Source organism: Kribbella sp. NBC_00709 (assembly GCF_036226565.1).
Lineage (GTDB): Bacteria > Actinomycetota > Actinomycetes > Propionibacteriales > Kribbellaceae > Kribbella.
Genome location: NZ_CP108996.1, coordinates 1,305,067 through 1,328,835, shown reverse-complemented (window position 1 = coordinate 1,328,835; position 23,769 = coordinate 1,305,067). Strand labels below are relative to the sequence as shown.

25 protein-coding genes are annotated in these 23,769 nt (G+C 67.9%); 15 read left to right on the top strand and 10 right to left on the bottom strand.

The genetic code is table 11. The features are described from left to right. Positions 1–72 precede the first annotated feature (72 nt). Complete coding sequence (locus OHA18_RS06425) at positions 73–1,446, top strand: cystathionine beta-synthase (RefSeq protein ID WP_329002802.1); 1,374 nt, start codon at positions 73–75, stop codon at positions 1,444–1,446. A 215-nt stretch (positions 1,447–1,661) separates the two neighbouring features. On the opposite strand, the gene OHA18_RS06420 is transcribed toward OHA18_RS06425, so the two are convergent. Continuing rightward, positions 1,662–3,113 (bottom strand): flavin-containing monooxygenase, encoded by a 1,452-nt coding sequence (locus tag OHA18_RS06420; protein WP_329002800.1) that lies wholly within the window; start codon positions 3,111–3,113, stop codon positions 1,662–1,664. A gap of 126 nt (positions 3,114–3,239) precedes the next feature. Further along, positions 3,240–4,466 carry a lactate racemase domain-containing protein gene (locus OHA18_RS06415; protein WP_329002798.1) on the bottom strand — a complete coding sequence of 409 codons (1,227 nt, stop codon included), beginning with the start codon at positions 4,464–4,466 and terminating at the stop codon, positions 3,240–3,242. An 81-nt stretch (positions 4,467–4,547) separates the two neighbouring features. Between OHA18_RS06415 and OHA18_RS06410 the strand changes: the two genes are divergently transcribed. Then, the gene (locus tag OHA18_RS06410; protein WP_329002797.1) at positions 4,548–5,900 is read left to right on the top strand and encodes an FAD-binding oxidoreductase; all 1,353 of its coding nucleotides are present in this window, start codon (positions 4,548–4,550) and stop codon (positions 5,898–5,900) included. On the opposite strand, the gene OHA18_RS06405 is transcribed toward OHA18_RS06410, so the two are convergent. After that, positions 5,869–6,615, bottom strand: a complete 747-nt coding sequence (locus OHA18_RS06405) for a hypothetical protein (RefSeq protein WP_329002796.1) — start codon at positions 6,613–6,615, stop codon at positions 5,869–5,871. The genes OHA18_RS06410 and OHA18_RS06405 overlap by 32 nt on opposite strands. Positions 6,616–6,834: 219 nt before the next feature. Here OHA18_RS06405 and OHA18_RS06400 point away from each other — a divergent pair, with 219 nt between their 5' ends. Beyond that, a complete protein-coding gene (locus tag OHA18_RS06400; RefSeq protein ID WP_329002795.1) occupies positions 6,835–7,668 on the top strand; it encodes an AAC(3) family N-acetyltransferase in 834 nt (277 codons plus the stop codon). On the opposite strand, the gene OHA18_RS06395 is transcribed toward OHA18_RS06400, so the two are convergent. The 4 genes from OHA18_RS06395 to OHA18_RS06380 all read right to left on the bottom strand — a co-directional run bounded on the left by OHA18_RS06395 (position 7,652) and on the right by OHA18_RS06380 (position 11,005). Then, entirely contained in the window at positions 7,652–8,674 is a 1,023-nt protein-coding gene (locus tag OHA18_RS06395; RefSeq protein WP_329002794.1) for an NADPH:quinone reductase, read from the bottom strand. The two genes, OHA18_RS06400 and OHA18_RS06395, sit on opposite strands and share 17 nt — an antisense overlap. Positions 8,675–8,684: 10 nt before the next feature. Next, positions 8,685–9,185: a GNAT family N-acetyltransferase gene (locus OHA18_RS06390; RefSeq protein ID WP_329002793.1), complete on the bottom strand. Its 501-nt coding sequence runs from the start codon at positions 9,183–9,185 to the stop codon at positions 8,685–8,687. 88 nt (positions 9,186–9,273) lie between these two features. Continuing rightward, positions 9,274–10,089, bottom strand: a complete 816-nt coding sequence (locus OHA18_RS06385) for an alpha/beta fold hydrolase (protein ID WP_329002792.1) — start codon at positions 10,087–10,089, stop codon at positions 9,274–9,276. Positions 10,090–10,180: 91 nt separating this feature from the next. After that, on the bottom strand, positions 10,181–11,005 hold the full coding sequence (locus OHA18_RS06380) for an alpha/beta fold hydrolase (protein WP_329002791.1): 825 nt from the start codon (positions 11,003–11,005) through the stop codon (positions 10,181–10,183). Between the two features lie 181 nt (positions 11,006–11,186). Here OHA18_RS06380 and OHA18_RS06375 point away from each other — a divergent pair, with 181 nt between their 5' ends. Further along, a complete protein-coding gene (locus OHA18_RS06375) occupies positions 11,187–11,714 on the top strand; it encodes a DinB family protein (protein WP_329002790.1) in 528 nt (175 codons plus the stop codon). Here OHA18_RS06375 and OHA18_RS06370 read toward each other — a convergent pair. Continuing rightward, entirely contained in the window at positions 11,685–12,290 is a 606-nt protein-coding gene (locus tag OHA18_RS06370) for a chloramphenicol phosphotransferase CPT family protein (RefSeq protein ID WP_329002789.1), read from the bottom strand. The genes OHA18_RS06375 and OHA18_RS06370 overlap by 30 nt on opposite strands. A gap of 220 nt (positions 12,291–12,510) precedes the next feature. Here OHA18_RS06370 and OHA18_RS06365 point away from each other — a divergent pair, with 220 nt between their 5' ends. From OHA18_RS06365 to OHA18_RS06345, 5 genes are read left to right on the top strand one after another with little or no spacing between them, the layout of a single operon-like run. Next, positions 12,511–14,463, top strand: coding sequence for a heparinase II/III domain-containing protein (locus tag OHA18_RS06365; RefSeq protein WP_329002788.1), 1,953 nt, complete (start codon positions 12,511–12,513; stop codon positions 14,461–14,463). Positions 14,464–14,511: 48 nt separating this feature from the next. Further along, positions 14,512–14,688: a hypothetical protein gene (locus OHA18_RS06360; protein WP_329002787.1), complete on the top strand. Its 177-nt coding sequence runs from the start codon at positions 14,512–14,514 to the stop codon at positions 14,686–14,688. 56 nt (positions 14,689–14,744) lie between these two features. Then, positions 14,745–14,954, top strand: a complete 210-nt coding sequence (locus OHA18_RS06355; RefSeq protein WP_329002786.1) for a (2Fe-2S)-binding protein — start codon at positions 14,745–14,747, stop codon at positions 14,952–14,954. Next, a complete protein-coding gene (gene bfr / locus OHA18_RS06350; RefSeq protein ID WP_329002785.1) occupies positions 14,941–15,420 on the top strand; it encodes a bacterioferritin in 480 nt (159 codons plus the stop codon). Before OHA18_RS06355 ends, bfr begins: the two co-directional genes overlap by 14 nt. Further along, the gene (locus OHA18_RS06345) at positions 15,417–15,737 is read left to right on the top strand and encodes a nucleoside triphosphate pyrophosphohydrolase (RefSeq protein WP_329002784.1); all 321 of its coding nucleotides are present in this window, start codon (positions 15,417–15,419) and stop codon (positions 15,735–15,737) included. The genes bfr and OHA18_RS06345 overlap by 4 nt, the downstream gene beginning before the upstream one ends. 11 nt (positions 15,738–15,748) lie before the next feature. On the opposite strand, the gene OHA18_RS06340 is transcribed toward OHA18_RS06345, so the two are convergent. Next, the gene (locus OHA18_RS06340) at positions 15,749–16,219 is read right to left on the bottom strand and encodes a hypothetical protein (RefSeq protein ID WP_329002783.1); all 471 of its coding nucleotides are present in this window, start codon (positions 16,217–16,219) and stop codon (positions 15,749–15,751) included. A gap of 608 nt (positions 16,220–16,827) precedes the next feature. On the opposite strand from OHA18_RS06340, the gene OHA18_RS06335 reads away from it, so the two are divergent. From OHA18_RS06335 to OHA18_RS06320, 4 genes are all read left to right on the top strand, one after another. Then, positions 16,828–17,202, top strand: a complete 375-nt coding sequence (locus OHA18_RS06335) for a PH domain-containing protein (protein ID WP_329002781.1) — start codon at positions 16,828–16,830, stop codon at positions 17,200–17,202. 99 nt (positions 17,203–17,301) lie between these two features. Further along, positions 17,302–17,940, top strand: coding sequence for a histidine phosphatase family protein (locus tag OHA18_RS06330; protein ID WP_329002780.1), 639 nt, complete (start codon positions 17,302–17,304; stop codon positions 17,938–17,940). A gap of 86 nt (positions 17,941–18,026) precedes the next feature. Further along, a complete protein-coding gene (locus OHA18_RS06325) occupies positions 18,027–18,308 on the top strand; it encodes a hypothetical protein (RefSeq protein WP_329002779.1) in 282 nt (93 codons plus the stop codon). 57 nt (positions 18,309–18,365) lie between these two features. Then, positions 18,366–18,917, top strand: coding sequence for a transposase (locus tag OHA18_RS06320; RefSeq protein WP_329002778.1), 552 nt, complete (start codon positions 18,366–18,368; stop codon positions 18,915–18,917). A 409-nt stretch (positions 18,918–19,326) separates the two neighbouring features. Here OHA18_RS06320 and OHA18_RS06315 read toward each other — a convergent pair whose 3' ends face one another. After that, a complete protein-coding gene (locus OHA18_RS06315; protein WP_329002777.1) occupies positions 19,327–21,627 on the bottom strand; it encodes a CDP-alcohol phosphatidyltransferase family protein in 2,301 nt (766 codons plus the stop codon). A gap of 83 nt (positions 21,628–21,710) precedes the next feature. Here OHA18_RS06315 and OHA18_RS06310 point away from each other — a divergent pair, with 83 nt between their 5' ends. Together OHA18_RS06310 and OHA18_RS06305 are read left to right on the top strand one after the other, a co-directional pair. Beyond that, entirely contained in the window at positions 21,711–22,745 is a 1,035-nt protein-coding gene (locus OHA18_RS06310; protein WP_329002776.1) for a glycosyltransferase family 4 protein, read from the top strand. A 91-nt stretch (positions 22,746–22,836) separates the two neighbouring features. Continuing rightward, a complete protein-coding gene (locus tag OHA18_RS06305; RefSeq protein ID WP_329002775.1) occupies positions 22,837–23,745 on the top strand; it encodes a lysylphosphatidylglycerol synthase transmembrane domain-containing protein in 909 nt (302 codons plus the stop codon). Positions 23,746–23,769 lie beyond the last annotated feature (24 nt).

Sequence of the window (23,769 nt, the reverse complement as noted above, 5' to 3'; positions counted from 1 at the left end):
CAAGGATTACACGGTGTTACATACAAGCAAGTGAAATAGGGCAAACGGCGCGCGGATCACTACAGTGACACTGTGCGCTACGCGAACTCACTCCTGGACCTCGTCGGCAACACCCCGCTGGTGAGGTTGTCCAAGACAACCGACGGTGCCAAGCCGCTCGTGCTGGCCAAGGTCGAGTACTTCAACCCCGGTGGCTCGGTGAAGGACCGGATCGCGGTCCGGATGATCGAGGCCGCGGAGGCCTCCGGCGAGCTGAAGCCCGGTGGCACGATCGTCGAGCCGACCTCCGGCAACACCGGCGTCGGGCTGGCGATGGTGGCCCAGCAGAAGGGCTACAAGTGCGTCTTCGTCTGCCCGGACAAGGTCAGTGAGGACAAGCGCAACGTGCTGAAGGCGTACGGCGCCGAGGTGGTGGTCTGCCCGACCGCGGTCGCGCCGGAGCACCCGGACTCGTACTACAACGTCTCCGACCGTCTCGTCCGCGAGATCGAGGGCGCCTGGAAGCCGAACCAGTACGCGAACCAGAACAACCCCCGCTCGCACTACGAGACCACCGGCCCGGAGCTCTGGGAGCAGACCGAGGGCAAGATCACGCACTTCGTCGCGGGGGTCGGCACCGGTGGCACGATCACCGGCACCGGCAGGTACCTCAAGGAGGTCTCCGGCGGCCGCGTCCAGATCATCGGCGCCGACCCGGAGGGCTCGGTGTACTCCGGCGGTACCGGCCGGCCGTACCTGGTCGAGGGGGTCGGCGAGGACTTCTGGCCGGAGACCTACGACCGCGAGATCTGCGACCGGGTGATCGAGGTCTCGGACGCGGACTCGTTCGCGCTCACCCGGCGGCTGGCCCGCGAGGAGGCCATGCTGGTCGGCGGCTCGGCCGGGATGGCCGCCGCGGCCGCGATCCGGCTCGCGCAGGAGCTCGACGACCCCGAAGCCGTCATCGTGGTCCTGCTGCCCGACGGCGGCCGCGGCTACCTGACCAAGGTGTTCAACGACGACTGGCTGGCGCAGTACGGCTTCCTCGCCCACGCCCGGCAGGGCAAGACGCTCGGCGACGTGCTGGCCGGCAAGGACGGCAGCCTGCCGCCGCTGGTGCACACCCACCCGCACGAGACGATCGCCGAGGCGGTCGCCATCCTGCGCGAGTACGGCGTCTCGCAGATGCCCGTCGTCCGCGCCGAGCCGCCGGTGATGGCGGCCGAGGTGGCCGGCGCGGTGTCGGAGCGGACGCTGATGGACGCGTTGTACTCCGGCAAGGCGCGGCTGGCCGACATGGTCGAACTGCACATGGACGAGGCGTTACCGTCGCTGGGCGCGGGCGAACCGGTCACGAAGGCGGTCGAGCTGCTCGAAGGACGGGACGCCCTGATGGTTCTGGACGACGGCAAGCCGGTGGGCGTGCTGACCCGGCAGGACCTACTGGTCCATCTGTCCGCCGACTGAGTCAGCGGTCGACGACTGACGGGATGATGGCGATCAGTGCCGTGATCACGATGCCGATCACGATGACTGCCGCTCCTGCGATCTGAAGGATTTCCATGTCTCAAGAGTCCTTCAGCGACGGCTGCGAGACATCGGCCTCCGGATCGGTCTTTCCTTCATCCCAAGGTCGTACGTCGTGACCCCCGGACTCCTACTTGAGGAGTCCGGGTCATCCCCTAGTGGACTACCGCGAAGTCGCTCGGATCGAGCCGGCGGGTGCGGCGCCAGTACGACATCGTCCACTCCGGCCAGATGGTCGAGTTCCGCCCCGCGGCGTCCAGGTACCAGCTGGTGCACCCGGACTGCCAGACGGTGTCCCCGAGCTCGCCCTGGATCCCGGTCACGAACCGCTCCTGGGCCTCTTCGCGGACCTCGACGTACGACGCGTTCCGCGCCCGGAGCAGGTGCAGGGCCTGCATCACGTACCGGACCTGGGCCTCGATCATGAACACCATCGAGGAGTGGCCGAGGACCGTGTTCGGGCCGACCAGGAGGAACAGGTTCGGGTAGCCGGAGACCGTGATGCCGAGGTGCGCGCCGATGCCGTTGCGCTTCCAGTGGTCGGCCAGGTCGACACCGTCCTTGCCGAGGATCGGCATCCGGGTCAGGTTCGCCGAGACCGCGAACCCGGTGCCGTGCACGATCGTGTCGCAGGCCCGCTCGGTGCCGTCGGCGGTGACCACGCCGGTCGGGGTGATCCGCGCGATCGGTGTGGTGACGACGTCGACGTTCGGCCGGGTCAGCGCCGGGTAGTAGTCGTTCGAGATCAGCACGCGCTTGCAGCCGATCTGGTAGTCCGGTGTCAGCTTGGCCCGTAGCTCGGGATCGGCCACCTGTTTGCGCAGGTGCCGTTTCGCCTGTATTTCAAGGCCTTTCATCAACTTCGGGTTGCCCGCGAACCCGGCGCCGCGGCCCTCGAGACCCCAGTAGATGACGTTGCGGATCGTCCGCTGGCCGGCCGGGAACCGCTGGTGCAGCTTGCGTTCCCAGCTGCCGATCGCACGGTCCGGCTTCGGCGTGACCCACGCCGGCGTCCGCTGGTACAGGTCCAGTTGCGCGACCTCGCCGGCGATCTGCGGTACGAACTGGATCGCCGAGGCCCCGGTCCCGATCACCGCGATGTTGCGCCCGCGCAGGTCCGCCGAGTGATCCCATTGCGCCGAGTGGAACGTCGTACCACCGAAGGAGTCGAGGCCCGGGATGTCCGGCAGCTTCGGCTCGTGCAGGCTGCCGACGCCGGTGACGAGGGCCTGCGTGTCGATGGTCTCGTCGCCGTTCACCGTCACGGTCCAGTGCCCGCTCGCCTCGTCGAAGACGGCCTCGGTGACCTCGGCGCCGTACCGGATCTTGCCGGCGAGCCCGTACTTGTCCGCGCAGTGCCGCAGGTAGGCGAGGATCTCGTCCCACGGCGCGAACATCCGGGTCCAGCGCGGATTCTGCTCGAACGAGAACGAGTAGAGGTACGACGGGATGTCGCACGCGCAGCCGGGATACGTGTTGTCCCGCCAGGTGCCGCCGAGATCGTCCGCCTTCTCGAGGATGACGAAGTTCTCACACCCGGCCTGCCGCAGCTTGATTCCCATGCACAGCCCGGCGAACCCGGACCCGATGATGACGACCTCTGCCATAGCGCCTGAGGTTACCGGTGGGTCATGTGAGCGTGGAAGGGTGCGTGGACGCCCAGGCATGCACAAGTGCCCGAATCGGGCACGTAGAGCCCCGAAAACCGGGGTTATGCATGCCTGCAGGTCCGCCTACGCCTGGAGCCGGTAGAGGGTCTCGCCGGCGTTCGGTACGACGAAGGTGTCCGGGTCCGCTTCGTAGGCCGCAAGGTCCACCTCGGCCGGGTCCAGGTAGCCGAGGTTGGCCCGGCGTACGACGTCCTCGGGGATGCCGGTGGCCAGAGTGACCTTGACCCGCAGGTGCTCGCCGTGGACCGGGTCCCAGGTGCCCGCGCCGCGCAGGTGGGTGGAGTGTGCGAGGACGCCCCAGTGCAGGTCGCGGAAGCGGTCCCACTGGCCGAGGAAGTAGTCGCGGCAGTGGTAGCCGATCTCCTCGATCTCCGGGTGCATCGCCGCGAGTTGGGTGACGTGCGGCGCGTAGAGGATGACCTCGCCGCCGTCCGCGACGATCGGCTCGACCTTGTAGAACCCCTTGGCCGCGGTCCAGATGTCGGCGTACTTCGGCGGCATCACCGACACCACCCGCGGGATCGGATGCTCGAGGTAGCGGACGTGGGTCTGCGCGGAGATCTCGGCGGCCGCCTGCCAGGACGAGATCGTGTCGCCGAACGCGACCGCGTGCAGGGCGTCCGTCCCCGATTGCGCGACCACGGACAGCGCGAGCTTCTCGGCCGGGATCAGCGCCGCGGCCTCGTCGATCAGGGCGCGGACCGGCGTGATGCCCGGTGTGCCGATCATGTTCGCGCTGGTGATCAGCGCGCCGAGCCAGTGGGAGAAGTCGATCACCTCCTGGCCGGCGACGCCCGGGAAGAAGTACTTGTTGCCGCCGGAGAAGCCGACCACCTCGTGCGGGAACACCGGGCCGACGACCAGCGCGACGTCGTGCTCGACGACGGCCCGGTTCAGCCGGACCGGTACTTCGTCGCGGAGCATCTCGTCGGAGATCTCGCCGACCCGGTCGGGGCTGATCGTGCCGAGGTCGGCGAAGGTGTCCGGCTTCCACCACTCGTGGTTGATCACGTTCGGGTAGTCACCGCCGAGGTGCTTGCGCAGCTGCTCAGGCGTCATCTCCGCATGGGTGCCGAGGGCAACCAAGATCGTGACCTGGCTGCCGGTCAGGGCCTGCGTGACGGCCTTCACGAGCAACGGGAGCGGGCAACTGCGCGTGGCGTCCGGGACGATCACGCAGACGCTGCGCCCCTCGAGTCCGGCCCCGGCGAGCGCCTCGCCGACGAACGTCGTCACCTCGTCCTCGGTCAGGACCTGGCCCGCACCACCGATCACCGCCGCACTGGTCACACCACGACCCTACCTACCCGGGATGTTGACCGGGGCAAAGGTCTCGGCGCACGATCCCCTCAGGGGAGTGGGGGATGAGGGATGAGACCAACGGGGTTCGGTGGCGTTCTGTTGCAGGCCGGGGACACGGAGTACGACGCGGCCCGGACGGTGTTCAACGCGATGGTCGACCGGAAGCCGGCGCTGATCGCGCAGTGCGAGTCGGCCGCGGACGTTCAGGCCGCGGTGCGGTACGGCGTGGAGAACGAGCTTGAGCTCGCGGTCCGCGGCGGTGGTCACGCGGTGACCGGAGCGGGCGTCTCGGACAGCGGCATGGTCCTGGACCTGCGGCGGATGAACAGCGTGCAGATCGATCCGGACGCACGGATCGCCCGGGTCGGCGGCGGAGCGACCTGGCGCGACCTGGATCGCGCGGGGCAGCGGTACTGTCTGCTCACGACCGGCGGGCGGGCATCGTCGGCCGGAGTCGCCGGGGTGGCGCTCGGCGGCGGGTCGGGGTGGCTGGAGCGGAAGCTCGGGCTGGCGTCGGACGCGTTGATCTCGGTCGAACTCGTGACGGCGGACGGGCAGCTGCTGATCGCGGACGAGACGAAGAACAGGGAGCTGTTCTGGGCGCTGCACGGTGGCGGCGGGAATTTCGGGGTCGCGACGGCGCTGACGTTCCGGTTGACGCAGGTGGTGACGACGACGCTGGCACTGCTGGTCTGGCCGTTGGCGGCCGGGCCTTCCGTTGTGCGCGCGTACCGCGATCTCCTGGACGATGCCCCCGAAGAGCTCGGCGGTGGGGTGGTGTTTCTGACTGCACCTCCGGCCAGGTTCGTGCCCGAGGGCTTGAAAGGGCAGCCGGTTGTGCTCGCAATCGCGGTGTACGCCGGTGAGTCGGACGAGGCGCGCGCGGTGTTCGAGCCGATGTACGCGTTGGCGCCGGAGGGGCAGTTCGTCGCGGAGCTGCCGTACGCCGAGCTGCAGGCCGCGCTGGACAGTCCGTCCGGGTTCCGGAACTACTGCTCCGCGGAGCACCTGCAGGAGTTCCCGGATCCCGCCGTACTCGCGTTCTGCGACCGGGCCCGGGAGATGATCACGCCGTCACCGTCGCGACAGGTGATGCTGCCATGGGGTGGCGCCGTACGGCGTGGCGCCCGGGACTGGCCGCAGGCGTACCGGGACGCGGCGTGGGTGGCGCACCCGTTCGGGGCCTGGACGGATCCGTGCACGGACGCACAGGCGATCCGGTGGGTGCGGGATGTCTGCGCGGATCTCGAGCCGTGGTCGACCGGGCACGTGTGCACGAACTTCATCGGGTACGAGGGGCAGGACAGGGTGATCGCGGGATTCGGTACGGCGAACTACGACCGGCTGGCCCGGGTGAAATGCCAGTACGACCCCGAGAACGTGTTCCACCTCAACCAGAATGTCGAACCAGGGTGGCGGTAGTCGCCCGCGACCATTGCACGGCGGCGATCACGGCGTACGCGATCCCGGCCAGCGGGACCGACCACAGGCGGAAGAACGGGAGCTGACCGCTGACGGCGGTCGCGGCGAAGACGACACCGAACAGCGAGGTACCGGCGATCGTGCCACGGCGGCGGCTGTCGAGGGCGCTGCTCGGGAGCGGCCCCATGTGACGGTCGAGCGCGGTGCAGATCGCGCTGAGCCCGAGGAGCGAGGCCACGATGAACAGGATGCCGCCGGGGATGCCGCCGAACACGATTGCCATCGCGTTGAGGAAGGTCAGCGGCGCGAAGACCACGGCCAGGTCGAGCGCCCCGAAGCCCAGGTGGGTGATGCGCCGTTTGCGGAGGTCGGTGTCGCCGGCTGCACGGACCGGTCCGGGGTCGCCGCTCAGTCGCCGTACGGTCAGGATCAGGCCGGCCGCGACGACGATCAGCAGCAGTACGGCGGTGATGGAGAGGACCACGGATCGGGTCGTCGACATGTACTGGCGGGCTTCCTCGCCGTACAGGCAACTCGCCCTCGGCGGGAACCAACTGGTGTGGACGCCGCTCGGGTCGCCGCCGAGCTTGCGCGAGCAGTCCCGGGTCGGGTCGTACCAACCGGGTTGCGACAACGTGACCGCTGCGGTCCACACCAGCGCACCGATCAGCCCCAGCCCCAGCACCCACCCTGCACGCCGCCTCACCCAGTCCACGGGTCCTACCCTCTCATTTGTGCATGGACGACCGGTACGACGTCCGCCGAGGCGGAAGACGTCTTCGAGAAGCTCGAGCAGAGCTTCTCCGATTGCACGTCGTACTTCCACGAGATCGTCTCGGCCGACGCGAACGGGGTCGTCTTCCACCGCCACGGCGACACCCTCGAGCCGGAAACTAGCTAGCTTCCCCACCCGCTGGAGTGGGATATTCCGGGCATGCCGGATGTCGTGAGCAGCGCGGACCTTGCCGACGGACTGCGGCAGCTCGGGTTGGATGGCGCCTCCGAGGTGATCGTGCACTCGTCACTGAGCTCGTTCGGGCACGTCGACGGTGGTGCGGAGGCGGTCTGTGCCGCGCTGACCGAGGTCTGCGGGACTGTGCTGATGCCCGCCGGGACATGGGATCTCACCGGGATCCCTGCCCCACCAGGGCTGGTGCATCCGGACAACGCCTACTGGAACGCGGCCGACTGGCCGGAGTTCGACGAGAAGTTGTCGCAGGCAACCAGTTTCCGGTCGGACCTGCCGATCGACCGTTGGCTCGGGCGGATCCCGGAAGTCTTCCGCCAGACCTGCTCCACCCTGCGCACGTCGCACCCGCTCTTCGCCTACCAGGCCGCCGGTCCAGCGGCCGAACGGCTCCTGGACGCACAGCGCCCCGACTGGCCGCTCGGTCCGATCGAGGCGCTCGACGGCGACGTCCTCCTGCTCGGCGTCTCCCACACCTCCAACACCACGATCCATCTCGCCGAGCAGCACCTCGGCCGCTCCCGCTTCTACCGCTACGCGAAGAACGCCGACGGCCTCTGGATCGAGCTCCCGAACATCCCCGGCGAGAGCCACCACTTCGACGACATCGAGCCGGTACTGCGTTCCGCGACCAAGGAGATCCGGATCGGGCAGGCACGCGTACGGCGGATCCCGAAGGACGCCGTACTCGCGGCAACCCGGCAGCTGATCGAGGCCGACCCGGCCGCCCTGCTCTGCACCGACAACGCGGAATGCCGCTGCGCAGCCGCCCTGCAGCAGTTGCTCAGAGCACGTCGATGAGGGCCTTGCCGACGATGCTCTGCTCGACGGCGGCATGTGCCTCGGCGGCCTGCTCGAGGGAGTAGTGGTGCAACGGGAGCCCGGCCTCAGGGCCTACCCGTACTGCGCCTGCCCGGACCGCGGCCTCGATGTCGCCCAGGGCGCGCGGACGCCATGACTCCGGGGCGTTGTAGAGCAGCACGAACTGCCAGCGGGTGTTCGGCACCATCGACGGTCGCACCGGGAGCTCCATCGTGCCACCGCCGTCGGTCGCGTAGACCGCGACGGAGCCGTGCATCGCGATGACCTCGGCGTCGATGGCCGCATTGGCCGCGGGCGACACCTCGACGATCGTGTTCACGCCGTGCGGCGCGATCGCGCGGATCTCCTTGACCACGTCCTGCTGCTTGTAGTTGATGACATCGTCGGCGCCCGCAAGCGCGGCCAGATTGCCCTTCTCCGGGCTGCTCACGGTCGTGATCACGGTCGCGTCGGACCACCGCGCGAGCTGGATCGCGGCGTTGCCGACCGCGCCGGCGCCACCGGCGACCAGCACGGTCCGACCGGCCAGCTTGCCTGGTCCGAGGTGATCGGGGCCGTCCTCGGTCACCGTCAGGCAGCGATGAGCGGTCAGGAACGGTACGCCGAGCGAGGCGCCGAGGTCGTACGACGCTTCGTCCGGCAACTCCACCACGTGGCGGACCGGCACCACGGCGTACTCCTGGGCTGTGCCTCCGGACGGTCGCTGGTAGGCGGCCTCCCAGATCCAGACCCGGCGTCCGGTCAGGCCCGCGTCGACGCCCTGGCCGACCGCGTCGACGACACCGGCGCCGTCCTGGTTCGGCACCTGGGGCGGATCAACCGGAGTACCGGCCTCGCTGCCCCGGCGCGACTTCCAGTCGGTCGGGTTGACGCCCGACCGATGGATCCGCACCCGCACTTCTCCCGGCCCCGGATCGGTCACCGCCCGATCCACGAGGGTCAGAACGTCAGGTTCACCGGTCCGCGAGTACTCGATCGCACGCACGCGACCGACGCTACCTCAGTTGCTTGGTGAACATCAGCGTGGCGCTGTCGTCGTTGCGGATCGTCTCCATCGGCGGCACCTGCCGGCCGTCGTAGATCAGGCCGCGGCCGTCGGGCAGATACCCGCGCCGCACGTACATCCGCTGCGCCTGCCCGTAGTCCGGGTACAACCCGACGCCGATGCCCACCAGCGGGGACCGGTCAGCCACCTTCGCCTCGGCCGCGTCCATCAGCGCCGACCCGATCCCGCGCCGCCGGTGCGGCGGCAGCACGTTGAAATCCTGGATCTCCGGAATGGTCTCGAAGTACGGCGAAACCCAGCGCACGGTCACGTAGCCGGCGTACGACTCGTCGACGGTCGCCACCAGCACGTCCCGCGTGCCGGCATCCTGCTCGGCCAGATAACGCTCGTACTGACTCTTGGTCTTGTTCAGCTCGAACGCGTTCATCGCCGTCGCGATCACCGCTGGATCGTCCGGCCGCAACGGCCGGATCTCCAACCCGTCAACCATCAGGCCTCCCCAGGAAGTTGCGGGCAGCCTAGTCCGCGTGCGACCGCGGGTCGCCCGAATTACCTCCCGGACGACCCGCGGCCGTTCCTCACCTGGATGCGCGGGCTGCGGTTTCGATGACCTTGGTGATCGGGCCGGGGTCGGAGATGAGACCGAGGTGGCCGGTCGGGATGCGGGTGATGACGGAGTGGGCTCGGGTGGCCATGAAGTTCTGGGCGGTCGGCGTGATGATCAGGTCCTTCGTGCCGAGGACGTACCAGGACTTGATCGAGGCCCAGGCCGGCGGCCCGGAGATGCCGTTACCGGCGCTGAGGGTGAGCGGACGCTGCGACGGGTAGAGCTTCTCGGCCGCACTGCGCGACAGCCCGGACGCGAACGACTTCAGGAACGTGTCGTGCTTCAGGTACAGGTCCACGTCGCCGGCCGGAGCGCCGGGGTAGGGGACGAAATCGAACACCGTCGACGGGTCGGGGACCGCGAGTGCGGAGTCCGCGCCGGCCAGCGGGAAGATCATGTCGCCGTCGGCCGGTGCGAACGCGTCGACGTACACGAGTGCCTTCACGTTGGAATTCCCGGTCGCCGCATTGGTGATGACAGCGCCGCCGTACGAGTGACCGACGAGCACGATCGGACCGGACAGCGTCGACAGGAAGTTCCGGATCGTCGCGGCGTCGGTTTGGAGGTTGCGCAGCGGGTTCGGTGGGACGCGGACCGTGTAGCCGTCGTCGAGGAGCTGGTTGGTGACCTTCTGCCAGCTGGATCCGTCGGCCCACGCTCCGTGGACGAGGACGATGGTCGGTTTCGGGCCGCTCGGGTGTGATGCCGCTGCGGGCGTGACGGCGGCGAGCACGAGGGCGAGTACTACGCCTAGTACGGCGAACACTCGCGTTCGGTGGTGGTGCATCGGATGAGCCTTTCGTCAGGCGACTGTCGCCGGGAGGGCGCGCGGGAGCGTGACGAAGCCGGTGTTGATGGGGACTACGGGTGATCAGGGACTACGACTGGAAGAACTCGAGCAGATCGGCGTTGACCACGTCCGCGTGCGTCGTGGGCAGGCCGTGGGGGAGGTCCTTGTAGGTCTTGAGGACCCCGTTCTTGAGCAGGGCGGCCGACTTCGGCCCGGCGTCGGCGTACGGGACGATCTGGTCGTCCTCACTGTGCACGACGAGCACCGGGATGGTGATCTGCCGCAGGTCGTCGGTGAAGTCGGTCTGGGAGAACGCGACGATGCCGTCGTAGTGGGCCTTCGCGCCGCCCATCATGCCCTGGCGCCACCAATTCGCGATGATCGCCTCGGAGGACTCGACGCCGGGCCGGTTGAAGCCGTAGAACGGACCCTCCGGGAGGGCGCGGTAGAACTGCGAACGGTTCGCGGCGAGCTGGTTCTGCAGGTCGTCGAAGACCTCCTTGGGCAGGCCTTCGGGGTTCGCGTCGGTCTTCACCATCAGCGGCGGGACCGCGCACAGCAGGGCAGCCTTGGCGGCCCGGTCCTCGCCGTGCCGGGCCAGGTAGTGCGTGACCTCGCCGCCGCCGGTCGAGTGGCCGACGTGGATGCAGTCGTGCAGGTCGAGGTGGTCTACGACGGCTTTGAGGTCGTCGGCGTAGTGGTCCATGTCGTGTCCGTCACCGGTCTGCGTGGACCGCCCGTGTCCGCGGCGGTCGTGCGCGACGACGCGGTACCCCTTCGACAGGAAGAACAGCAGCTGGTTGTCCCAGTCGTCGGCCGACAACGGCCACCCGTGACTGAAGACGATCGGTTGCCCCTCGCCCCAGTCCTTGAAGAAGATCTCGGTACCGTCGCTGGTCGTGATCGTTCCCACGGTGTAACCCCCTTGGTGAGCAACAGGTTCCGGCGTCATCGCCGGCCTGTGCCGCCAACCTAGTCACGGCGTACCGATCTGAGGAGGCCTGGACGGTAGGACCACGAAGGGACCACGAACAAACCAGGGTCCCAGTGAGTAGAGGTCAGTATCTGACCGCTACCACCTCTACGGTCAAGGTATGACGACAAACGAGCAGACGGTGACCGGTGAGCGGGCAGACATCCTCGAGTTCCTGGGCAAGCACCGGTACTTCCTGCGGCACACCGCGCAGGGCCTCACCGACGACCAGGCGAACATCCGCCCGACCGTCAGCGAGTTGACCGTCGGTGGGCTGATCAAGCACGTCTCGACCGTCGAGCAGCACTGGGCCGAGTTCGCCCAGGGCAAGGGTCGGTCGACACCCGGCGCGACGGAGTACACGCCGGAGGTGATCGCCGAGTGGCAGAACCAGTTCCGCCTCGTCGAGGGCGAGACGCTGGCCGGCGTACTCGCGGAGTACGAGAAGATCGCCGCCGCCACCGACGAGCTGGTCCGCACCCTCGACCTCGACACCGCCTACGAGCTTCCGGCCGCACCGTGGCAGCCGCCGGGCGTCTTCTGGACCGTCCGCCGGGTCTTCCTCCACATCACCGCCGAAACCGCCCAGCACGCCGGCCATGCCGACATCCTCCGAGAGTCAATCGACGGCCAGAAGACCATGGGCTGATCGCAGCTCGTCGAAGGCTGTTGGTAGGCCCTGGTTCAGGCGGGTGCGGATCTGGGTGGCGCATTCGGCCGGGGTGTGGTGTTCGGAGTCGACTTCTACGTCGTAGCGGTCGTGTTGGTGTACCAGCGGGAACTGGACCGCGGCTCGGCCGACGGTCCGGTTCCCGCGTTCGCGTTCGCGGCGTTCCAGCTCAGGCAGGGAGCAGCGGACGCCGACGAACAGGACGGGGAGGCCGGCGAAGACGGTCAGGCAGTCCGCGAGCCGCCAGCGCTCGCCGAGGATGTGATCGACGACCACATCGTTGCCCGCCGACGCCATTCCGGCGACGGCTCGGTGGAAGCCCAGCACCGTCCGCTGGAAGACCGGCAGGAACGTCTCGTCGGTCCACTCCCGCCGAGCACGGATGCGGTGGAACTGATCGATGGCCAGGTGGAACCAGGCGCCGTCCAACGTCGCGAGCAGCTCCTCGGCGATGCTGGACTTCCCGGAGCTCGACGTGCCGTTGAGCAGGATCAAGCGCCCGGGGCGGCCGATGGTGGTCTCAGAGGTCAGCTCATGGGATGCGGTGATCGACACCGCCCCATCATCCCCGACCCAGCTCACGGCGCCGAAACATTTTGCGCTCCGCCTGCATCTAGGCAGGTAAGGGGAGAAGAAGACAAACCTCGGCATGCTGACCGCCCCCGCGGAACCTCGCGCGCCGGCCGACGTACGGCGTACCTGCAAGCCAGCTGCGCCAGTCCGCTGTGCAGGCCGTCACCGGCACCCGGTGACGGTGGGGGAGAGGTACAACTTCATGCGATTCAGGGGTGCGACCGGAATGGTCGTGGGGATCGCTGTTCTGGTGCTCGGGGCCGGAACGGCAACAGGACAAACTCGTACGCCGGCGGAGCTGCCCGGCATCCAGATCGTGCCGGGACCGGACGATCCGGCCGAGTCCCAGTTCGTGCCGGGGGCAACCAACGTCGTACCCGCGACCGCTGCGCCGGCAACGGACATCGGCACGAACAAGATCCAGTCCCTCGCGGCACCGTTCTACGCGTGCCCGGGGTTCAGTGGGATCGAGAAGACGAACCCGGTGGCGAACCTGTACGGCGACAAGTTCCAGTGGGGACCGTACGCGGCGTACAAGGTCGGCAACGGCGGCGGCAACATCAACTGGGCACTGAACCCGTACAAGAACGCCAGCTGGTACATGTGGTTCCACTCGCTGCGCTGGCTCGGTCAAGGGATCGTTGCCGCGGGCAAGGGTGATCTGACCGCGCTGACGCGGGTGAACACGATCGCCTACGACTGGTACCGCGACAACCCGTACTCGTGGAAGACGAACGTCGGCGCCTGGGAGTCCACCATGCACCGGACGAACGTGCTGATCTGCCTGCGCCAGGCGATCCTGTCGGGGCTGCAGGTCACGACCCTGCCGACCCGCTATGCCTGGCTCGACACCGCGCTGCTCAGTCACGCGAGGTTCCTGACGAACTACTGGAGCGGCGCGTGGAACCACGGGACGGACGAGAGCATCGCGCTGTTCGGCGTCGGCTGCGTGCTGAACCGTTCCGACTACAAGAAGCTCGCCCAGCAACGATTCGCGGCGGGTATCACCACCTCGATCGACACGCAGGGGGCGACCAACGAACAGTCGACCGGGTACGCGTCGTTCAACTACTCGTTGTGGGGCCGCGCGATCGCCGTGATGCAGAACTGCGGCGTCGATCCCGGTACGACGATCTCCACCCGGCGCGCGTTGCTGGCCAAGTTCTTGACGTTGGCAACGAATTCGCTCGGCAAGCTCCATCAGCTCGGTGACACCGAGGTACAGGCGACGTACCCGTGGGTGGGCACGCCGTTGGAGTACGCCGGATCGTTCGGCGCGCAGGGTGTGGTGCCGCCGTGGCGGGTCGGGATCTATGCGGCCGGGTACGTGTTCGGCCGGACCGGGTGGGGTGCTGATCCGGCTCGCGGGTTCGCGGGCGAGTCGGCGTACAGCATCAGGTTCGGTCCACCGCGGGCGTTCCACGGGCACTTCGACCACACGAGCATCACCTACACGGCGCGTGGGCGGGACATCATCGTCGACGGCGGGTACGCCGCGTACAACGCCGGCGCGTATCGCACCTGGGTCGTCAGCCCGAGCGCGCACAGCGACATGACGACGCCGGGATCGACGTACCTGAACCCGACGACTCGACTGACCGCGTCATCGGTGCAGACGAACGCAGAGTCGTACGTGTTCAGCGACGCGCCCGGGAGCGGGATCAGCCGCACGCGGTCGGTTCTGGTGCTGAAGGATCCGGACCTGCTCGTGACGTGGGACCGTGCATCGGCCAAGACCGCGCAGGCCTTCCAGACGCTGTGGCATCTCCCGTCCGACCAGAAGGCGAGTGTGCACTCCCGGACCACCGCGGTCGCGCAGGCTCCTGGTGACACGACGAAGACGATCCTGTTCCAGATCCCGTTCAAGCAGGCGCTGCCGGCCGGGGCGATCCTGGTCAAGCAGGCGCAGACCAACCCGATCCAGGGCTGGCAGTACCCGACCAGCTACGTCCGCAAGTCCGCCCCGACCCTGATGCTGGCCCGCTCCGGCACGACGGCATCGATTCTGTCGTTCGTCGTACCGGTCCGATCCACGGGCTCGGTCACCTACACGGTCCGTCAGTCCGGTACGACGTTCCTGGTCAACCTCAACGTCGCCGGCCAACCCATCACCATCGGCATCTCCGGCGGCGGCTCGCTCTACCGCGTTCGTTAGCGGCTTGCGAGAAAGGTGGATCCGGACAGTCGGTGCGGGGAGGATGAGGTGGGTGAGCTCGAGACCGCCGTAGACCGGTGCCGGGCTCAGCGGTGGCGTCCGCGCCGGGAGCACACGCAGCAGCTGAGCAACCTGCTCGCTGCCTCGCAGGTACTGCGCCGTGCCGCCCACAAACCCCCACCGGCACAGGCCTACACAGGCAAACACCGCGAGCGGCGCTTCTGACCGTGTGACGGACACGACCGTGACTAGTACTGCCTGGTGAGGGTAGCCTCATCTATGTGATCGTCTGCCACTGTGAGGTCGTCACCGACCGCGACGTCCTCGAGAGCATCGAGGACGGTGCCCGGACGGTCGCGCAGGTGTGCGGGGCGACCGGGGCGGGACGAAACTGTGGTGGCTGCGTCTTCTCGGTGAAGCGGTTGTTGTGCCAGCATGGGAGGTCGGTCTCGGCAGCCTCAATCACGGAGGTGGCAGGTGCAGCCGGTTAGCCCACGTGTCGTCGTACTGCTCAACGAGGCGCTCACCCTCGAGTTGACGGTGATCAACGGGTATTTCCTGGAAGCCAGGATGCTCGACAACTGGGGATTCGGCCGGCTGGGCAAGGCGTTCTACGACCTGTCCATCGACGAGATGAAGGACGCCGACGCGCTGATCAGCCGCATCCTGCTGTTCGACGGCCACCCGAACCTGCAGAAGCTCGGCGCCGTGACGGTCGGCGAGGACGCCCAGGAGATGCTCCGCCTGGGCCTCGATGGCGAGCTCGCCGCGGTGGCGCAGTTCAACGGCGCCGCGAAGGAGTGCCACGACCTCGGCGACCACGGCTCCGCCGCGGTGTTCGAGGAAATGGTCCGGGACGAGGAGAAACACGTCGACTGGTTCGAAAGCCAACTCGACGCCATCGAACGCATCGGCCTCCAGCAGTACCTGGCCCAGCAACTCGACCCGGCCAAGTGACGTCTCCGACCGGCAAGCTCGTGCGGGATCGGATCCCGGAGATCATCCGTGCGAGCGGCACCGAGCCGATTACGTATCAGGCCGATCCCGCCGAGTTCCGTCGCCGGTTGCGCGACAAACTCCCGGAGGAGGTCGACGAGTTCCTCACTGCCGACGACGAAACCGCCGTCGAGGAACTCGCCGACATCCTCGAGGTCGTCTATGCCCTCGCAGCCGACCTGGGCACGACCAAGGACCACCTCGAAACAACCCGTGCCGCCAAGGCCGCCGCACGTGGAGCATTCACAAACCGAGTCATCTGGACCGGCGGTTCCTGAATCGGGGAGCTCTACTCTCCGTCCAGCCAGGCGTTGGTGCGGGAGGCGTGGACCGTGCCGTTGAAGGTGACGGGGACCTTGCCGTACGACGTGATTGCGGTCGCGGTGCCGTTGGCCTTGCTGAAGGCGTACTGGTAGCCGGAGTCGGTGTTGTGGTCGATGCCGACGACGACGGACCCGTAGTTGTTGCCGCAGTGCTCGACCAGCAGCGACTCGAAGGAGGACCAGCCGGACTTGCGGATCACCTTGACGACCGGCTTCGCCTTCGCGGTCGTCGGGATGTGGATCGTGTAGAGCGCCCCGGCGGTGGTCGTCATCAGGAGCGTGTCGTACGACGGCTGCTGGCTGATCATCGCCATCGTCTTGAAGCTCTTGAACCCACCGAACACGCCGTACGCCTTGTAGCCGGTGCCGTTCGCCGCGTACCGGTAGAGGTTCCCGTTGGTGTTGAGTCCGTACAGGAACGCGTGCGCGGCACCCACCGGGTCGGCGTAGTTCGACGTGACGATCGTCTTGAAGCTCGTCCACCCGCCCCGAGCTTGGTCGCGGTCACCCGTGCCCGGCTTCCCGGCGGGGTGATGGTCGAGTGCCGATACAGATTCCCGCCCTGCAGGAGCAGCCCGTACGAGTACTGCTCGCCGCTACGGGTCGTCGACATGTACCAGGTCGTCATCGCCCTGACCGGCACGAACTGCGCAACCTGGTAGCGATCGAAGAGCCGCGGCGGCTTCGCAGCGGTGACGTCGGCCTGCTGCACAGCATTCGCGCTGTCGGTCCAGACGATCCGATTGGTGCACGGTACGGAACTGGGGATCGCCCGGACTCCACTGGAAGCGGCAGTCGCCGGCCCCTGCCCCGCAGCGACCACCAACATCCCAACCCCAGCCAGAACCACCCCAAGTCGCCACACGTTCATCGATCCATCCCCTCCACCGCCGTTGTCCTGTCCGCAGACGATAGCGTCGCTCCCCGGCGAAACCCCCACCGATTGCCACTTCCTGCAAACCAAAGGCCGATCGCTGATGGCAGCGGGTCGATCGTGCTGTCTGTTGCCGGTGCAGGGGATCAACATCTGTGGTTACGTGGCTGCGTGATCGACTTCTCGAACGGTTCAGTCTTCAAGCTCAGCCCCGTTGCAACGAACGACCTGGCTCCGCTCGTGGCTCCCTTGGTAATTCCTGGAGAGCAGGTCGTCGCCTGCTTCAAGGCGGTCCGCGATTTCGTCGTGTTCACAGACAAACGGCTGATAGCGGTGAACGTGCAGGGAATGACGGGGAAGAAGCGAGACTTCACGTCGCTGCCGTACAGCAAGATCCAAGCTTTCTCGGTTGAGACGGCGGGCACCTTCGACCTCGATGCAGAGCTGGACCTGTGGTTCAGCGGCCTGGGTAAGGTTCGGCTTGAGTTCAAGGGAGCCTCTGACATCCGTCAACTCGGTCAAATGATTGCGAGCTACGTGCTCTGATACCTTTCGGGTTGTGAGGGCCGGAAGACTCGTCAGCAGGTTGCCGATTCCTTCGTGGTACGGGCGAACCCGGGTGGGGCGGACGGCGTCCATCAGAGGATGACTAGATCAGGCACCCGTTACCTCTACCTCGCCAGGCACGGCGAGGCGCTTCCGGATGAGAGCGGATTGACCGACGACGGCCGTCGCCAGGCGGTGCTGCTCGGTCGGCGACTGCAGGATGTCCCTGTCTCCGTCGTACATCACAGTCCGCTTCTGCGGGCAGCCCAAACTGCGCGCCTGGTCGGGGAGCAGTTGAAGAACAAAGCCCCGCTGGAGGTTTCAGGTGAGGCCGGGGACTACGTCCCCCACGTGCCGGAGAAGGACGAGCTACCAGCGGACTCGGCTGACTACCTGCTCCGCTTCCTCGAGCAGTTCACCGCTGAGGAGCTCAGGAGCGGACCTGAGCTGGCCCGCTTGGCCCTTCAGCGCTTTACCGGGCCGGTGGACGGCGAGGACGAACGGCACGAACTGCTGGTGACACACAACTTCCTGATCGGCTGGCTCGTCGGGCACGCCCTGGACGCGCCCGAGTGGCGCTGGCTCAGTCTCAACCACTGCAACGCCGCGCTGACTGTCCTTCGCTACACGCCCGGCCGCCCATCTACGGTCCTGTTGTACAACGACATGCGCCATCTACCCGCCGACCTCCGCTGGACCGGCTTCCTGCAGAGCCGCGCATTTGAGAACAGCAGCTAGTGCCTCTCCAAGAAACGTTCGGGTTGTAACCGTGTCGGGTTGACCGGTCCGGTGGTGAGTCTGAAGGCTTGCGGGCGGAGGTGGTGATGGCTCGACAGCCTGAGGTGTTCGTGCGCTCGCTAGAACCCGAGGAAGCGCAGCGTCTGGTGAAGATCACGCGAACCACGAGGGATCGCGTCCGGTTGCGCCGGGCCGGGATTGTATTGGCGTCGGCCCGAGGGCGGAGCGCGTCGGAGGCGGCGGGGATGTTCGCGATGAAGCCGCAGTACGCGCGGGAGGTGATCCACGCGTTCAACGAGCAGGGTTCGCGGCGCTGGACCCAAAATGGAGCAGGGGCCGACGGCGAGGTTCGGCCCCCCGGCTCGTGAGACGGTCTGCCGGGTCGCCAAGACCCTGCCGCAGCAGCTGGGTCGCCCGTTCACGACGTGGAGCCTGTCGAAGCTGGTCGAATACCTGGCCGAGCACAAGAGATCGCGATCAGCACCGAGTCGGTGCGCCAGATCCTCCGTGCGGTGGGATCAGGTGGCAGGCGACCAAGACGTGGAAGGTCAGCAAGGACCCGGACTTCGCGGCGAAGATGGCCCGCGTCACTCAACCTGTACGACGATCCACCAGCCGATGGACACGTGATCTGTGCCGACGAGTTCGGTCCGTTGAACCTTCAGCCCAGGCCGGGCCGGGGCTGGTTCCCCGCCACTCGTCGGGCGCGGCTGCGCGCCACCTATAACCGCACTGGTGGGGTGCGGCACATGTTCGCCGCGCTCGACCGGGCCACCGGGCAGATGTTCTACCGGTTCCGCGACCGCAAGCGGTGGCGGGAGTTCCTCGGGTTCCTCAAACAGCTCCGGGACCGGTTCCCGACCGGGAAGCTGTATGTCGTGTGTGACAACTGCGGGCCGCACAAGAAGGCCGAGGTCATCGACTGGTGCGACCTCAACGACATCGAGTTGGTGTTCACTCCGAGCAGCGCGTCCTAGTTGAACTGGATCGAGTGCGAGTTCACCGCGCTGCGCTACTTCACCCCCGACGGCAGCGACTACCCCAGCCACATCGCCCAGGAAAACGCGATCGCCGGCTACGTCCGCTGGCGCAACAAGCACGCCCAACCCAAACGACACTTCGCCATCGACTCCAAGATCCGCCGACCCGATTACCTACCCAACGTTAAGGTCCTAATCCATCACTCGGGGTCCGGGCCGGCCGGATTGGTCCTGCGGTCTGTCTCGCCGGTGCTCTACCCAACTTTGAGAAGCCATCGACCACAATTCCGTGCTGGAACTGGGCGGTGGCTTCTCAAAGTTGGGTGGAGACCGAGGCGGAGGAGGGCTGGGGGTGTACTCCGCGTTGGCTGAGGGGATTACGTCGTCAACGTTGCTTGACGAGGCGCTAGTGCCCGTACGTGGTGAGGAAGCGGTCGCGGAAGGTGTCCATCGGCCAGACCGGTGCGGCGGTCCCTGGGCGCAGACCGGTCTGCCAGCCCCAGTCCGCTGTCCGATCCGTCACGGCTGGGTCGGCGGCGATGATGCTGACCGGTACGTCGTGGCTCGCCCCGTTGCCTGACACGATGCTGGCCGGCTGGTGGTCGCCGAGGACGACGAGCACCAGGTTGGGGTCGTGGACCTGCTGTACGAACGAGGTCAGCGCGTCGAGCGAGTACGCGATGGACTGTGCGTACGCCGCCTTCACCCGGTCCGGCTGCCGCCAGACGTCTTCCGGTGAGTCGCCCTCGGCCGGCATCGGGTCGAAGACCGAGCCGTCACCCACCTGGTTCCAGTCGACGAGCCGGGGGAGCGGCGCCCAGGGCGTGTGGCTGGAAACCAGGTCGACCTCGGCCATGACAGGAGCGCGGTTCGGCTTGTCCAACTCCAGCCGTTGGAGCGCGGCCAGGGTGTACTGGTCAGGCATCGACGCATAGCTGAACGAAGGCCCGGCGTACCCCACGTTCCGGCGGTCGTAGACCATGTCGTAGTGGTAGTACGTCGTCGCCACCGACCAGTCCTTGTCGTTGGACGGTACGTCGGCGACTGTCCGCCAGCCGGCCCGACCGAACGCGTCGGTGAGAGTGACCCGGTCGAGGGTGACGAGGTGGTCGTACCGCTGCTGGTTGTTCACCCACAGCCCGGACTGCAGGGTGGAGTGCGCCAGCCAGCTGATGCCGCCGAAGGTGGGCGAGGTGAGGAAGCCGCTGCGCGCGGAGAAGCCTGCCTGCTGCAGCCGCTGGTCCCCGGCCTTGAGCGCCGATCCAACGACAGGAGAGTCGAGCGCCGTACGTCCGTAGCTCTCGACGAAGACCAGGAGCACGTCCTTGCCCTTCAGACCGGTCAGCAAGTCGTTGCCCGGGGTGTCACGGAAGGGATCCTGCTTGAGCGCCTGGACGAACTCCCGCTGGTCGCGGAGGTCCTTACGGACCTGCGTGGCGAGCCGGGCCGTGGAGGCCGAGGGGACCTGCCGCACTGGCTCCGGCCCGACGCCGGTCAGCGCGGGCACGATCGCGATCACGGCCAGGACGGCGACGATCCGGATCGCCGGCCGCCGGTGCCTGGCCACGAGCTGGGTCACCCGCACTGCCGACAACGGCAGCAGAGCAAGCAGGGCCAGGCAGAGGACTCCGGCTCCGATGAAGACTGCGATGGCGCCGACGCGACCGATCGAGTCGCTGAGCAGGCCCAGCGCGGAGCCGGCGTACGCCGCGTCGTAGACGGGGTGGAAGGCGCGGTCGAAGGCGAAGTAGAAGCCTCTGTCGAGCAGCCGCAGCATCAGCAGTACCCCGACGAGCAGACCGCCGATCAGTGCGAGGATCCGCGCGAATCTCGACGGCAATACGCAGACGAGGACGACGAACACCAGGCCCTCGAGCGGGATCCGGAGGAAGGCGGCCGGCGACAGGTTGCCGGTGTGGTCCGGCACGAGGAGCGCCACCCACACCAGAAGCACCGCCAGCGCCGACGTGACGGTGGCGCGAGTGACATGCGGACTTCCGGCCTGGCGCCACAGCCCCCAGATCTGACGGCCGAACGACTCGGCCAGCAGTCCCAGCGCGATCAGCACCAGCACTGTGGTCACGGCATCGGGCAGGAAGCCGGCCACCGCGACGGTCAGGGTGATGCCCTGGATCGCGGCGACCACCTTGGCCCAGTAGCGCGGCGGGAGCGAACCGCGCAACCACGGCAACGCCCAGCCGGCGGCGACGAACAGATAGCGGGCCGCGCCGATCGCAAGCACCCACCAGCCCGTCGTACGGGCGACGTACACGCTCAGGACCATGATCAGGAACGCGTCGACTTCCATGTCGAAGCGCGCGCCGAACGCCGATGCGGTGCCGGTACGCCGCGCAACCTGACCGTCCACCCCGTCGAGGACCAGCGCGATCGTCGTGAGCGTCACGAAGATCGCCACCGGCGTCCGGCCGCCGAACGAATACGCCGTGAGCGCCGCGACCCCGCAGGCGAGGACCGCGCGAGCCAGTGTGACTCTGTCCGCAGGCGCCAGCCTGTCACGACGGTGATGCGCCATCGCGCGGGCGAGCAGCGCGGCAAGGCCGGCTCCGGAGGCGACGCCGGTCGCCCAGCCGGCGACGTCGAGGCCGGTGACCGCTGCGAGTACGCCGAGGAGCACGAGCAGACACGCGAAGCCGGTGAGCGGGCCGATCAGGATGCGGCTGCGCACTCGACCCTGAACCAGACGCACAATGCCTCCGTATCGACGGGTACGACAGTCATACGAGAACACCGTCGCACCGGTTCATCCAAGCGGGAGGAGCAACGGTCGCCGTGACAGAGGTGCACGTCCTGGTCCCGGACGGGATCGACGACCCGCGTCGGCCGAGCGGCGGCAACGTCTACGACCGCCGAGTCTGCTGCGAGCTCATGGCACTCGGTTGGTCAGTCCACGAGCACGCCATGGCCGGCCAGTGGCCACAGCCTGATGCGGCGGCCCGCTTGGCCGTGGGTACGGCGCTGGCCCGGGTCCCGGACGGTGGAGTCGTGTTGGTCGATGGCCTGCTGGCGTCCGTGGTCCCGGAGGTGATGGAGCCGGAGGCCGACCGCCTGCGGCTCGTCGTACTCATGCACATGCCGCGGGACGAGGCGCGGGAGGTCGCCGCGCTGTCGGCGGCATCCGCGATCGTTGCCACGAGCGACTGGACCCGGCGGTGGCTGCTCGACCACTACGCGCTGCCCAAGGATCGCCTGTACGTCGTACGGCCGGGCGTCGACGTGGCCGACCTTGCGCCGGGTTCGCTGTCCGGCGGGCGGTTGCTCTGTGTCGGAGCGCTTACCCGAGCTAAGGCCCCCGACCTCCTGCTCGAGGCGCTGGCCACAGTGGACGATCCGGCTTGGCGTTGCGTCTTCGTCGGCTCACTGGACCTCGATGTGGACTTCGTCGACGGACTACGCCGGCAGGCCAAGGACCGGGGCCTGGCCGACCGCGTGTGCTTCACCGGCCCGCTCGCGGGCGCCGAACTCGAGCGCGCCTACGCAGAGGCGGACGCCTTGGTGCTGGCCTCCCAGGCCGAGACCTACGGCATGGTCGTCACCGAGGCGCTCGCTCGCGGGCTGCCGGTCGTGGCCACCAGAGTTGGCGGCGTACCGGAGGCTCTCGGCCACGCCCCCGACGGCAGCCGACCGGGGCTGCTGGTCGCGCCGGGTGACCCAGAGGCTCTCGCGCAGGCTCTGCGTCGGTGGCTGGGCGACCCGCGAGAGCGCGCACGGCTTCGCGTGGCGGCCAGAGCCCGGCGCCTGACGCTGTTGGACTGGTTACAGACCTCACGCGAACTGTCGGCCGTGCTGTCGGAAGTCGCGGGATGAACCGGCGGCAGGTGACAGCCGTGCTACTGGTACGAGGCCCTACTACGAGATCGGAACCGCCATCAGCCGAAGCATCTGGACCTGGGCCCGCGTGGCGGGCGGTGCGGCGATCCTTGCCGTTCTCGTCTGGCGGGTGGGCACGGGACCGTTGGTGGACGGGCTCCGGCTGACGACTGGGTGGCCGCTCGTCGCGGCGCTCGCGATCACCTCGCTGACCACGTTGTGCTGCGCATGGCGGTGGAGGCTCATCGCCGGTGGGCTCGGCGTCGAGCTGCCCCTGAGAACCGCGGTGGCTGCGTACTACCGATCCCAGTTCCTCAACGCGACGCTGCCCGGCGGGGTGGTAGGCGACGTACACCGCGCCGTACGCCACGGGCGCGAGGTCGGCGACCTGGGACGTAGCCTGCGAGCCGTCGCGTGGGAGCGGTCGTCGGGATTCGCGGTGCAGCTCGTGCTGACGGTGGGCGTCCTGTGCTTGCCCGCCGGCTCCTTTGTTCCCCGGGCCGCCGTGACGGTCGCGGTCGTCGCAGGTGTGGCGCTGATCGCCGTACTCGTCCTTCTGAACGGACGTCGCCTCTCCTCGCGGATCGGACGCGCCTTCACCAGCGACCTCCGTTATGCAGTCCTCGCGCCGCGGGTCTGGCCGCGCATCCTGCTCGCCTCCACCGTCGCCGTGCTCGGTCACGTCGCGGTGTTCCTGATCGCAGTACGGGCGACCGGGGCGGACGTGTCACCGGCCCGGCTGCTGCCGCTGGCACTGGTCGTGCTGACGGCCTCGGCGGTGCCGACGAACATCGCAGGCTGGGGCCCACGCGAAGGCGCGGCCGCATGGGCGTTCAGCGCGGTCGGCCTGGGCGCGGCGCTCGGCGTCACCGTCGCCGTCGTCTACGGCATGCTCGCCCTCGTCGCAACGCTGCCTGGAGCCGTCGTCCTAGTGGTTGCGCGTCAGCGCGCGCACGAGGCACAGCCGGACCGAGTCAGGAGCGCCGTAGACGCCTGATGCCCCCGAACTCAAAGAGTCCAG

Coding starts and splice junctions, on each gene's coding strand:
- OHA18_RS06420 (WP_329002800.1), bottom strand. CDS start 3,113: ATGGCAGAGGTCGTCATCATCGGGTCCGGGTTCGCCGGGCTGTGCATG.
- OHA18_RS06410 (WP_329002797.1), top strand. CDS start 4,548: ATGAGACCAACGGGGTTCGGTGGCGTTCTGTTGCAGGCCGGGGACACG.
- OHA18_RS06400 (WP_329002795.1), top strand. CDS start 6,835: ATGCCGGATGTCGTGAGCAGCGCGGACCTTGCCGACGGACTGCGGCAG.
- OHA18_RS06390 (WP_329002793.1), bottom strand. CDS start 9,185: ATGGTTGACGGGTTGGAGATCCGGCCGTTGCGGCCGGACGATCCAGCG.
- OHA18_RS06385 (WP_329002792.1), bottom strand. CDS start 10,089: ATGCACCACCACCGAACGCGAGTGTTCGCCGTACTAGGCGTAGTACTC.
- OHA18_RS06375 (WP_329002790.1), top strand. CDS start 11,187: ATGACGACAAACGAGCAGACGGTGACCGGTGAGCGGGCAGACATCCTC.
- OHA18_RS06365 (WP_329002788.1), top strand. CDS start 12,511: ATGCGATTCAGGGGTGCGACCGGAATGGTCGTGGGGATCGCTGTTCTG.
- OHA18_RS06330 (WP_329002780.1), top strand. CDS start 17,302: ATGACTAGATCAGGCACCCGTTACCTCTACCTCGCCAGGCACGGCGAG.
- OHA18_RS06325 (WP_329002779.1), top strand. CDS start 18,027: ATGGCTCGACAGCCTGAGGTGTTCGTGCGCTCGCTAGAACCCGAGGAA.